The sequence below is a fragment of the Flavobacterium sp. CECT 9288 genome, assembly GCF_918731615.1.
Taxonomy (GTDB): Bacteria; Bacteroidota; Bacteroidia; order Flavobacteriales; family Flavobacteriaceae; genus Flavobacterium.
In genome coordinates this window covers 3,688,772-3,696,927 of record NZ_OU957226.1, presented here as the reverse complement: position 1 = coordinate 3,696,927, position 8,156 = coordinate 3,688,772, and the positions used below count along the sequence as shown (strand labels likewise).

Here is an 8,156-nt window from a genome sequence, read left to right as displayed (position 1 = left end):
ATACTCTTTTTTTGGGTAGCAATAGGCTCTAGGTCTAATACGGATTTACCTTCTAGTTCATACTTTAAACGCATTCCCAGTACACCCATTTCTTTTTTATCCAAGCCTCATGTTGTGGTGCGGTAAAGTCAAGAGCGGTTGCTATATTTCTAGTTTTCATTTTCTTATTCAGTCGATGTCCTATGCCCCAAACATCTTCAATCTTAGTCCATTTAAGCGCTTTTACTCGCTTTTCATCACTATCTATAACATAAACACCTTGCGTTCTATCTTGGAATTTTTTAGCAATTTTATTAGCTACTTTTGATAATGCTTTGGTTTCGCCAAAGCCAATGCAAACCGGAATACCCACCCATTTATGCACTCGGTTCTTCATTAGAATTCCATACTGGTGATAGTCCTCAATTGATAATCCATCAAAGTTTAAAAAAGCTTCATCAATACTATAAATCTCTACATTTGGTGTAAACTGCTCTAAAATCTTCATTACTCGATTGCTCAAATCACCATACAAGGCATAATTTGACGAAAATAATTGCACATCATGCTGTTTTACAATTTCTTTTATTTGAAAAGCGGGCGCTCCCATTCCTATTCCTACCGCCTTCGCTTCATTACTACGTGAAATGACACAACCATCATTATTAGACAAGATTGCAACAGGTTTCCCGTTGAATTTCGGCTGAAAAACACGTTCGCATGAGGCATAAAAATTGTTACAATCTACTAGTGCATACATGCTACAAAATTACTCAATATCAGTTGAAGCGTGTTCGTAACAGAAGTTAATTTTAAGCACTGTTGATAAGTAGTTTGATTCTGTTTGCTTAAAAAATTAAAAATAACCACTCTTTTGAAAATATTTTTAGCTTAATATTAATTCTATACACCATTGATATACTGCATATTAAATGATAAAAAACTACAACAGCAGCAGTTAAAATACTAGTTCTAGATCACAGCTACTTTTTTTTGGCACACTACTTGAATATCCCTATTCAACTAAATAGTTAAAGCGAAAGCCGAAAAGCTCAAGAGTAGGCAAAATTCAAAATAGAAGTATCATGAAAAAAATTACCCTTTTAGTTGCTAGTATCTTCGTATTTGGAGGTAGTGTTGCCAACGCAACAGAGAAAAAAGATTTCTCTGTAATTATAAAATCGTCTTCTCTTTTTGACAATGACGAACCTGTAGAATTCATAGAAAGAGGCATTGCTTTTTATGTATTTCCTGATGGTCAATTGGATTTTAATACCAGACCAACAACTCGCGGTGAGATGTATTACAAAGCAAACTCAAACAGTAGAGTCAATAGAACGTATGGAACACCTAATAGAAATCGTCCTATCAATTATGGAGTGAGAATTGAACATGACAATCTAGGCCGTGTGAGACAAGTAGGTAATGTATTTATCAATTACGATGCTAATGACCGAGTGAAGCGAATAGGATCTGTTTACATGACTTACAATAGATTTGCTCTAGAGCGTGTGGGCGGATTAGAAATCATCTACAATCGCAGAGGACAGGTCATAGATATGATAGGTAGTGTAAAAGGAGGAAAAGCATACTACTATGGTCAAAATTCAAACTCTGTAGACTATAGTAACAATCAAGATTCTTCTGATGAGGATTCTTATTATTACAGATCTACTAATTCAAAAAATAAAATTGAAGATCAAAAATCTAACAATGCTCCTATAGTAATCAATAGGAAGAATTAGAACTTATAAACTAAAACCATAGAAGAAATTATTCTATGGTTTTTTATAATTTTTCAACCAACAAAAAAGGCTATCCCGTTATGGATAGCCTTTTTTGATTTTTGTTGTTTAGAGAAGATTTATTGCATCGATATAACAATAAACTCACTTCTTCTATTGGCTTGATGTTGTGCCTCTGTACAGTTTGATTGGTTCGTAGGTTCACATCCGCAATCGTTTACAAGTTGTGATTCACCGTATCCTTTTGCTGTTAATCTATTTGCAGCTATACCGTTTTTGATCAACCATGCTTTCGTTGATTTAGCTCTTCTATCAGATAGTGCTTGGTTGTATGCTGCGGTTTGTCTGCAATCTGTATGGGATCTAATATCGATGGTCATCTTTGGGTATTGTTGCATCACTGCTAATACTTTTTCTAGCTCAAATGCCGCATCTTTTCGAATAAATGACTTGTCTAAATCAAAATAAAGTATTGGAATATCCAAGGTCTTAGCTAAGTCTGTACCTACTTCAATAACTTTTTTTCTTGGCTCTAAGGCCAATGGACCTTGTGTTGCTCCAGATACTTTTGCTATTACAATCTTATTCTCTTTGGTTTCATACTCTGGCTTTTCGCCACGTAAATAATATGTGGTTCCGCATGTTACCTCAAAGCTGTAGGCTCCTGATGATGGAGTGGTGATTTCTTTAATCAAATTAAAATTCGCGTCAAACAAACTTACCTTGGCATTGGCCAAGACTAAATCTGTATCTTGATCCTTTATTATTCCTTGAAGTACTTGATTACAAACAGGAACAGGAAATTTATTGAATCTATAGATGTCATCAGATCCTAACCCACCCTCTCTATTAGAGGTTACAAATCCTTTTTTATTCTCTGCATCAATCACAAATGAAAAATCATCTTGGGTACTGTTTATAGGTGTACCTATGTTTGTTATGGTACTACCAGGAGTTTTTGATGATAAATCCATCACAAACACATCTAACCCTCCTAGTCCTGGGTGGCCATCACTGGCAAAGTACATTTTATTGTCTGCTGAGATAAAAGGAAAGGTTTCTCTTGCCTCTGTGTTGATAGGCAATCCTAAATTCTCTGGTGTCCCGTAGGTGCCATTAGCATTGACGCTTACTTTAAAAAGATCTGACAATCCCTTGGTACCTGGCATGTCTGATGCAAAATACAAAGTTTTCTCGTCTACACTCAGCGCTGGATGCGCTACACTGTACTCATTACTGTTAAAAGGTAGCTCTTGTACATTGACCCATTTTCCATTTTCGTTCGTGGCCTTGTAGAGTTTTAATAATATAATACGTCTGCTGTCTTTTTGCTTTTTCCCGTTTAGGTAATTATTACGCGTGAAGTACATGGTTTGGCCATCTTTGGTAAAAACAGGTGTTGACTCATGAAACCTACTGTTGATGTTTTTATTAAACACCTCTGGTTTACCCACACTACCATCTGTACTGATCTGGGAGCTGTACAAGTTAGTGAAGGATTCATTGTTCCACTTGAACACTTTTTTAGCTACTCCGCCTGTATCGCGCGCCGATGCAAAAAGTAGGGTATTGTTGTAGTAAGCGCTTCCATAATCAGAGTAAGGGGAGTTGATTCCGGCATCAAATATTTCATATTTCCCTGAGTTTTCCTTGATGTCTTTTAAGTAATCACGCTGACTCGCAAAGAGTTTCCCTCGCTGGTCTGTGGCTGATTTGGAAATGAACTGTTCTAGCATTTTATCGGCCTTAGCATAGTTGCCTACGGCTTTTAACGATTGGGAATACCTGTAGTAATACTCGGCTTCTTGAACTGGGTTCATCGCAAAAAGAGCAGAATACCATTTCTCTGCCTTGATCAAATTGGCTATAAAGAAATAGGAGTCTCCCAGTTTTTGAAACATTTTCTCGTCTTTATATCCTTTCTCTGCTACTTTCTCATAGGTAGCTATGGCATCAACGTAAGAATAATTATCGAAGTTTTTATCCGCAATTGCAACTCCTTTTTTTTGGGCATACCCCATTACTGTTGACACTAAAAAAACTACACAGCATCCGAAATGTTTGGCGCTTAATTTCATAACGTTATATTAAATTAAAAGAATCTAGGTGATGTGATTTTGTTATATCGTTTGAATATTTCGTAACGAAGAAATATTTCATGTGACCCTGAATTGTAATTAGCCAGTCGTGTGGTTTCCATATCGTATGCATACCCAATAAACCAAGAGTCTGATACCTGAAAGCCTACCATGGCACTCAATGCAGCACTCCAGCGGTAAGCAGCTCCTACTGTAAACTTGTCATTAAACAAGAAGTTAGCCGATAAATCTACTTGTAGTGGAGCACCTTGAACCATCTTAGTCATCATGGCTGGTTTGAATTTTAAATTATAATCTAAATCAAATACGTGACCGGCTGTTAAGTAATAGTTTACGCGTTCTCGTGCAATATAAGAATTGGCTCCTACTCCTGCGTATTTATCAAAATGCTCTGTCTCTAACAAGTTAGGAACTGAAAGACCCACATAGGTTTTATCTGAGTACCAATAAAGTCCCACTCCTATATTAGGTGAAAACTTATTGTCTATGTTATTCTCAAAACTATAGTCATTAGGATCATACTGATTCAACTTATCAAAATTGACATTCAATAGATTTGCTGAGGCTTTTAATCCAAAGGAGAGTTTGAAGTCTTCTGAGGTATTGATGTAGTATGAAAAATCAACTGCTAGATTGCTCTCATCAGATGGCCCTATCCTGTCATTTATGATTGATACTCCTAGGCCTAGTTTAGTATCATTGATAGGAGTATTAATAGAGGCAGTATTAGTTACTGGTGCCCCATCTAGCCCTACCCACTGGGTGCGGTGTAGGGCAAAAATATTCATGGACTGACGCGAACCTGCATAGGCTGGATTTATATTGATCGAATTGTACATGTACTGTGTAAACTGAGCATCTTGCTGGGCATTTACTATACCCGAGAGTAAGAGTACCATTACTACTACTAATTTTGTCTTCATATTGCTTCCATTTTTAAACTTATGAGCTTTATTTATTTATTATCTGTTGATGTATAAGTATCCTGCTTTTTCAAAACTAGTGGCTGCACTGTCCTTATATCTCAAGATGTAATAATACGTTCCTTCTGGTAACTCTTCGGATTGTTTGATGGTTACTCTTCCTTCTGAAACGCCTCTAAAAGCTCTATCATCATTGTTATACTGCTCTCTCAAATACTAGTACTCCCAGCGTTGTATATCTCTACGTATTTCGCTTGTAACAGTTCTAGTTCCTCTAATGCGAACACTTTGTTTTATTGTCTCCTTTCCATTTGGCGCTACTGCAGTTAAACTACTTCGATCAACAATCATTGAAATAGCACAAGTACTGTTGTGTCTATCATTTAAAGGCAGCTAGAATCATCTGATAAATCACTTAACTACATACTCCTATGTGGTGGAAACGTGCATGTTTGCGGTTGCTTGGTTGGTTAGCTTCCTAAATTGATGTCGGATTGTTTTCAAGCGATATACTCCTTGAATTAGGCTGTATTGTTTGTCGACTCCTTACTGGCAATAAAGGTATGAGTATTACACTCGTAGTATCAAATCCTGGTAGCACATGGTTACTGTTACATTGTTTAATGGCGTGTTTCCTGTATTGCTTACCGCAAAACTGTAGGTAATAGTCTCTCCTGCTTGTGCAAAAACCATCTCCATTTTCATCATTGAATACGGCTGTTTTAACTATGGCTATATCTGGCGTTTCGTTCACAACTACTGTAACTGTGGCTGTGGTACACACCAACGGATTAGAACCTGTTTCACATACTTGATACGTAATACTATAAGTTCCTGCTATTGTATTTGGCGATACAGTTAAGTTTCCATTTGCATCTATACTCAATGGTCCATTTGTTACTGGCGTCACATCTGTATTAGCAGCTGTTGCTGGTACTCCGTTAATGGTATCATTTGCTAGAACATTTCCTCCGGTGGCTGGTAGCGTATCATTTAAAGCTACTAATACATTGTTTACTACTACCGTTGCGGTAGCTGTGGTGCAATTTGCTGGTGTTGCTCCTACTTCACATATTTGATATGTTATCGTGTACGTGCCACTTGGGGTATTTGGTGCTACTGTTAAATTACCATTTGCATCTATACTCAATGGTCCACTTGTTACTGGCGTTACATCAGTATTAGCTGTAGTTACAGGTACTCCATTTATCGTATCGTTTGCTGTTACATTTCCTCCTGTCGATGGAATGGTTACGTTATTAGCTACGATTAAATTATTAATCACTACCGTTGCTATAGCTCGTGTACAATTTGATGGGCTTGCGCCGACTTCACAGATTTCGTATTCTATGTTGTAAGTACCACTTGGTGTATTAGGTGCTACTGTTAAGTTTCCATTTGCATCTATACTCAATGGTCCACTTGTTACTGGTGTTACATCAGTATTCGCTGGCGTGGCTGGTACACCATTAACCGTATCGTTTGCTGTTACATTACCGCCTGTTGGTGAGAATGTGTTGTTATTGGCAACAATGATATTGTTTACTACAACCGTTACTGTAGCTGTGGTACAGTTTGCAGGAGTCATTCCTGTTTGACAAATTTCATAAACGATAGTGTAGGTGCCACTTGGTGTGTTTGGTGCTACTGTTACATTTCCTGCAGCATCTATACTTAATGGCCCGCTAGTTACTGGTGTCACAACAGTATTTGTCATGGTTGCCGGTGATCCATTTACACTATCATTTCCTAACACATTCCCTCCTGCTGCTGTAAAAGTATCATTACTAGCAACTAATGGATTTACATAATTAACAGTGACCGTAGCTGTGGTACAATTTACTGGTACAGCTCCTGCTTCACAAATTTCATACGTGATGGTGTACGTACCATTTGGGGTGTTTGGCGCTACTGTTAAATTTCCATCTGCATCAATACTCAATGGTCCATTTGTTACTGGTGTTACATCAGTATTAGCTGTAGTTACCGGTACTCCATTTAAAGTATCGTTTGCTGTTACATTTCCTCCTGTTGATGGAAGAGGGTCGTTATTAGCAACTAATGCATCAGTTACTGCATTAACGATGATAGTCAAAGTAGCACTATTCGATACTATGCCACTATTGTCGTTTACGGTGTAAGTGATTGCTGTAGTAGTACCATTATAGTTCAATACCGGTGTAAAGGTTATTACTCCTAAATTATTTACCGTATAGGTACCTTCTCCTGCTACCGTGAATGTGGTTTGTATACCTGCTGTAGCAGGATCCAAATCTACTGTAGTAACATCAATGGTACCGTCACCATCAGTATCGTTAGTCGTTACATTAATTGTAACAGGTGTGTCTTCATCTGTTGTTACAACGTCGTTGGTAGCTATTGGTGTAACATCATCATCTAAAATTATTCCCGTGCTACTTACTGCTCCGCTGCTAATGCTAAAGCTTTCGTCTGCTTCATCAATAGTGTCTGCTGTAGTGGGTACACTTACCGTTCCCGTGGTTGCTCCTGCTGGAACTGTTACGGTAATGCTTGTTGTAGTGTAATCAGCACTTCCTGCGGTTCCATTGGTCAAAGTGAACGTATAGGTGGTATCTACCGCAGATGGGTTGCTCAACGTAAAGTTGAATACTACAGCATCTCCTTCAACAGCATTTGAAGGACTGATACTTGCTACTGTTGGTGCATTGTCATCATCATTGATTGTTCCTGTAGCGGTATCTGTTGTTGATCCAACGGTTCCTGTTGTACTGGTAATAGCTACGGTGAAGGTTTCGTCTAATTCATCGATAGTATCTGCCGTAGTGGGTACTGTTGCTGTAGCTGTTGTGGCTCCTGCTAAGAACGTTACCGTTACTGGAACTGTTGTATAATCGCCATTGGCTGTCGTTACATTGGTAAAGCCTAAAGTAACGGTGATGTCTGTAGCTGATGGGTTGCTCAATGTAACTGGGAAACTCAAGTTTCCTCCTTCTGTGATTGAAGCATCTGCAATCGTTACCACTGGTGCATCGTCATTATCATTGATTGTTCCTGTGCTACTTACTGCTCCGCTGCTAATGCTAAAGCTTTCGTCTGCTTCATCAATAGTGTCTGCTGTAGTGGGTACACTTACCGTTCCCGTGGTTGCTCCTGCTGGAACTGTTACGGTAATGCTTGTTGTAGTGTAATCAGCACTTCCTGCGGTTCCATTGGTCAAAGTGAACGTATAGGTGGTATCTACCGCAGATGGGTTGCTCAACGTAAAGTTGAATACTACAGCATCTCCTTCAACAGCATTTGAAGGACTGATACTTGCTACTGTTGGTGCATTGTCATCATCATTGATTGTTCCTGTAGCGGTATCTGTTGTTGATCCAACGGTTCCTGTTGTACTGGTAATAGCTACGGTGAAGGTTTCAGTCTAATTC

At 38.4% G+C, this 8,156-nt stretch carries 7 protein-coding genes and 1 pseudogene; 2 read left to right on the top strand and 6 right to left on the bottom strand.

Annotation, left to right across the window (positions count from 1 at the left end):
* Positions 1-64 precede the first annotated feature (64 nt).
* A complete protein-coding gene (locus LQ189_RS16220; protein WP_370634884.1) occupies positions 65-739 on the bottom strand; it encodes a Y-family DNA polymerase in 675 nt (224 codons plus the stop codon).
* 325 nt (positions 740-1,064) lie between these two features.
* On the opposite strand from LQ189_RS16220, the gene LQ189_RS16215 reads away from it, so the two are divergent.
* Positions 1,065-1,724 carry a hypothetical protein gene (locus tag LQ189_RS16215; protein ID WP_230153767.1) on the top strand — a complete coding sequence of 220 codons (660 nt, stop codon included), beginning with the start codon at positions 1,065-1,067 and terminating at the stop codon, positions 1,722-1,724.
* A 119-nt stretch (positions 1,725-1,843) separates the two neighbouring features.
* On the opposite strand, the gene LQ189_RS16210 is transcribed toward LQ189_RS16215, so the two are convergent.
* From LQ189_RS16210 to LQ189_RS16195, 5 genes and pseudogenes are all read right to left on the bottom strand, one after another.
* Positions 1,844-3,802: an OmpA family protein gene (locus LQ189_RS16210; protein ID WP_230153766.1), complete on the bottom strand. Its 1,959-nt coding sequence runs from the start codon at positions 3,800-3,802 to the stop codon at positions 1,844-1,846.
* A gap of 14 nt (positions 3,803-3,816) precedes the next feature.
* Positions 3,817-4,746: a type IX secretion system membrane protein PorP/SprF gene (locus LQ189_RS16205; protein ID WP_086455432.1), complete on the bottom strand. Its 930-nt coding sequence runs from the start codon at positions 4,744-4,746 to the stop codon at positions 3,817-3,819.
* A gap of 39 nt (positions 4,747-4,785) precedes the next feature.
* Complete coding sequence (locus tag LQ189_RS16200; RefSeq protein ID WP_230158588.1) at positions 4,786-4,959, bottom strand: gliding motility-associated C-terminal domain-containing protein; 174 nt, start codon at positions 4,957-4,959, stop codon at positions 4,786-4,788.
* Positions 4,960-5,316: 357 nt separating this feature from the next.
* Positions 5,317-5,439, bottom strand: coding sequence for a hypothetical protein (locus LQ189_RS16350; protein ID WP_370634903.1), 123 nt, complete (start codon positions 5,437-5,439; stop codon positions 5,317-5,319).
* Between the two features lie 121 nt (positions 5,440-5,560).
* Positions 5,561-8,038 (bottom strand): annotated as a pseudogene (locus LQ189_RS16195) (beta strand repeat-containing protein); the annotation flags it as partial.
* Between LQ189_RS16195 and LQ189_RS16190 the strand changes: the two are divergent.
* Positions 7,995-8,153, top strand: a complete 159-nt coding sequence (locus tag LQ189_RS16190) for a hypothetical protein (protein ID WP_230158587.1) — start codon at positions 7,995-7,997, stop codon at positions 8,151-8,153. The pseudogene LQ189_RS16195 and the gene LQ189_RS16190 sit on opposite strands and share 44 nt — an antisense overlap.
* Positions 8,154-8,156: the final 3 nt, after the last annotated feature.

Coding starts and splice junctions, on each gene's coding strand:
- LQ189_RS16215 (WP_230153767.1), top strand. CDS start 1,065: ATGAAAAAAATTACCCTTTTAGTTGCTAGTATCTTCGTATTTGGAGGT.
- LQ189_RS16220 (WP_370634884.1), bottom strand. CDS start 739: ATGTATGCACTAGTAGATTGTAACAATTTTTATGCCTCATGCGAACGT.
- LQ189_RS16350 (WP_370634903.1), bottom strand. CDS start 5,439: ATGGTTTTTGCACAAGCAGGAGAGACTATTACCTACAGTTTTGCGGTA.
- LQ189_RS16205 (WP_086455432.1), bottom strand. CDS start 4,746: ATGAAGACAAAATTAGTAGTAGTAATGGTACTCTTACTCTCGGGTATA.
- LQ189_RS16210 (WP_230153766.1), bottom strand. CDS start 3,802: ATGAAATTAAGCGCCAAACATTTCGGATGCTGTGTAGTTTTTTTAGTG.